This window comes from Pseudonocardia sp. SID8383 (genome assembly GCF_009864975.1).
Classification (GTDB): domain Bacteria; phylum Actinomycetota; class Actinomycetes; order Mycobacteriales; family Pseudonocardiaceae; genus Pseudonocardia; species Pseudonocardia alni.
The window spans coordinates 1-3,046 of record NZ_WWFY01000114.1 but is presented as its reverse complement, the minus strand read 5'-3'; the positions used below and the strand labels follow the sequence as shown (position 1 = coordinate 3,046).

Here is a 3,046-nt window from a genome sequence, read left to right as displayed (position 1 = left end):
GCCGGGGACCGGCTGCCCCCGGCCCGCGAGGTCGCGGGCGCACTGGGGATCAATCTGCACACCGTGCTGCGCGGCTACCAGCAGCTGCGCGACGAGGGCCTGGTCGACCTGCGGCGCGGCCGCGGGGCCGTGCTCACCGAGCGGGCCACCGGTGGACGCGCCGAGCTGGAGCGCAAGGCCGGTGAGCTGGCCGAACTCGCCCGGCGGCTCGGGCTCGACGAGTCCGACGCCCTCGGCGCGGTGCGGGCCGCCTTCCGCTGACGCCGCGGCGCCGCCGTCAGCCGAGCGGGCTGCGCGGCAGCAGCCGGTCGGAGATGATCTTGCGCTGGATCTCGCTGGTCCCCTCGAAGATCGTGGTCAGCCGGGCGTCGCGCCAGTGCCGTTCCACCTGGTGCTCGGTGGTGTAGCCGTTGCCGCCGTGCAGCTGGATGCCGTCCGCGGTGACCTCGGCGGCCATCTCGGTGGCCAGCAGCTTGACCATCGCCGCCTCCCGCTCGCAGGGCTCGCCGAGGTCGAGCCGGTGCGCCACGTTCTGGTAGAAGGCGCGGGCCTGCTCGACCCGGGCGGCCATCGTCGCGAGGGTGAACCGGACGGCCTGGAAGTCGCCGATCGGGTGCTCGAACTGGTGGCGTCGCTGCAGGTAGCGCACGCAGTCCTCGACGGCGGCCCTGGCGAGCCCGACCGCCCGCGCGGCGGTGTGCACCCGGGCGATGTTCAGCCACGACTGGGCGTCGGCGAATCCCTCGCCGCCGGCGCCGAGCTGGTTGCCGACCGGCACCCGCACGCCGTCGAACTCCAGGTCCCAGGTGACGAAGCCGTGGTAGCCGATCTTGTCGATCGGGCGGCCGGTGATCCCGGCGGGGAAGGTGTCGCGCTCCTTCTCCACGACGACCGTCGCCAGGCCCGCGGAGCGCTTCTCCCCCGGCGCAGGGTCGTCGGTGCGCACCAGCACCTGGATGAAGTCGGCGGCCTTGGCGTTGCCGGTCCAGCGCTTGTGCCCGGTGATCACGAACTCGTCGCCGTCGCGGACCGCGCGGGTCTCCACCCCGGCCAGGTCGGACCCGGCGTCGGGCTCGGACAGCGCGATCGCGCCGATCCACTGCCCGCGGGCCGACCGGCGCAGCAGCTCCGCACGGCGCTCCGGGTCGGTGACGGCGGTCCCGGCGCCCTGCGCACGGGCGATGATCGACCCGACGCTCATCCACGCCCGGGCCAGCTCCTCGGCGACCATGCAGTACTCGAACGCCCCGAGACCCAGCCCGCCGTGCTCACGGTCGACGGTGATGCCGAAGTAGCCCAGCTCGCCCATCTCGTCGAGCAGGTCGCGCGGGATCTCGCCCTTGCGCGGGTCCAGCTCGTCGGCGACGGGCAGCACCCGGGTCGCGGCGAACTCGCGGGCCTGCTTCTGCAACGCCTCGCGCTCGGGGGTGTGGTACGGCGCGGTCAGTACCGGGACAGGCGGCTCGAGAAGATCGTCACTGGCCATGGGCGCAGTATCACCCGTCCCGGCCGACCCCGCCCGGACCCGACCGGCCGACCCCGACCATCGGCACAGGACCGCTGCGGCACGCATCGCCGCGTGCGCATGTCCGTACGGGGTGGGAGGGTCGTCAGCGGGCGACGCGGCCCGACCCGTGGGGGCGCGGGATCGGTGCGGCCGCGTCACCGCCGCGCGGCCGCGACCGCGGTCCGCGCGTCCACGCAGGAGGGGAGCGCACCATGCCCGACAACCGCGTCGTCGTGTACAAGGGACCCGGCGAGGTCGCCGTCGAGTCGATCGACTACCCGAAGCTGGAGCTGCCCACCGACGTCGTCGACGGGCTCGGCATCCAGCGGAAGGCTCCGCACGCGGCGATCCTGAAGATCGTCACCACCAACATCTGCGGATCCGACCAGCACATGGTCCGCGGCCGCACCACCGCACCGGTCGGGCAGTCGCTCGGCCACGAGATCACCGGCGAGATCGTCGAGGTCGGCGACGACGTGCTGTTCGCGAAGGTCGGCGACATCTGCTCGGTGCCGTTCAACATCGCCTGCGGGCGTTGCCGGATGTGCAACGAGGGGAAGACCGGCGTCTGCCTGAACGTCAACCCGGCCCGTCCCGGCGCCGCCTACGGCTACGTCGACATGGGCGGCTGGATCGGCGGCCAGGCCGAGTACGTGATGGTGCCCTTCGCCGACTTCAACCTGCTGCGCTTCCCCGACCGCGACCAGGCGTTGGAGAAGATCCTCGACCTCACGATGCTGTCGGACATCTTCCCGACCGGCTACCACGGCGCGGTGACCGCCGGGGTCACCACCGGATCGACGGTCTACGTGGCCGGCGCCGGGCCGGTCGGGCTGGCCGCGGCGCACGCCGCGCAGCTGCTGGGGGCGGCGGCGGTCGTCGTCGGGGACATGATCCCCGAGCGGCTCGCGCAGGCGCGCAGCTTCGGCTGCGAGACCGTCGACCTGTCCGGCGACGGGACCCTGGCCGAGCAGCTGGAGCAGCTGCTCGGCGAGCCCGAGGTGGACGCCGCCGTCGACGCCGTCGGGTTCGAGGCCCGCGGACACGGGCGCGACGCCGGGGAGGCTCCCGCGACCGTGCTGAACTCGGTCATGGAGGTGACCCGGGTCGGCGGCGCGCTCGGCATCCCGGGGCTCTACGTCACCGGCGACCCGGGTGCCGCCGACGACAAGGCCAAGGAGGGCACCCTCGGCGTGCGGATCGGGCTGGGCTGGGCGAAGTCGCACAGCTTCACCACCGGCCAGTGCCCGGTGAAGAAGTACAACCGGCAGCTGATGCAGGCGATCCTGTCCGACCGGGCGCAGATCGCGAAGGCGGTCAACGCGACCACGATCTCGCTGGACGACGCCCCGCGCGGCTACCAGGAGTTCGACGGCGGCGTGGCCCGCAAGTTCGTGATCGACCCGCACGGCAGCGTCGCGGCGTGAGACCGGCCGGGTCCGGTGCCGCCGTCGCGGTGCCGGGCCCGGCTCACCCGCCCGCCCCGGCCGCGCGCCGGTAGAGCTCGGCGGCGGCGCGGGAGAAGCCGTCGGGCACCCC

General features: G+C 73.8%; 3 protein-coding genes. 2 read left to right on the top strand and 1 reads right to left on the bottom strand.

Annotated features, from left to right (window positions below):
• A partial coding sequence (locus tag GTW08_RS02705; protein WP_161151345.1) for a GntR family transcriptional regulator occupies positions 1-261 on the top strand: 261 nt, incomplete at its 5' end.
• A gap of 16 nt (positions 262-277) precedes the next feature.
• Here the strand turns inward: GTW08_RS02705 and GTW08_RS02700 are convergent.
• A complete protein-coding gene (locus GTW08_RS02700; protein ID WP_073574915.1) occupies positions 278-1,486 on the bottom strand; it encodes an acyl-CoA dehydrogenase family protein in 1,209 nt (402 codons plus the stop codon).
• A gap of 233 nt (positions 1,487-1,719) precedes the next feature.
• Between GTW08_RS02700 and fdhA the strand changes: the two genes are divergently transcribed.
• Positions 1,720-2,934, top strand: coding sequence for a formaldehyde dehydrogenase, glutathione-independent (gene fdhA / locus GTW08_RS02695; protein WP_073574916.1), 1,215 nt, complete (start codon positions 1,720-1,722; stop codon positions 2,932-2,934).
• The last annotated feature ends 112 nt before the right edge of the window (positions 2,935-3,046 follow it).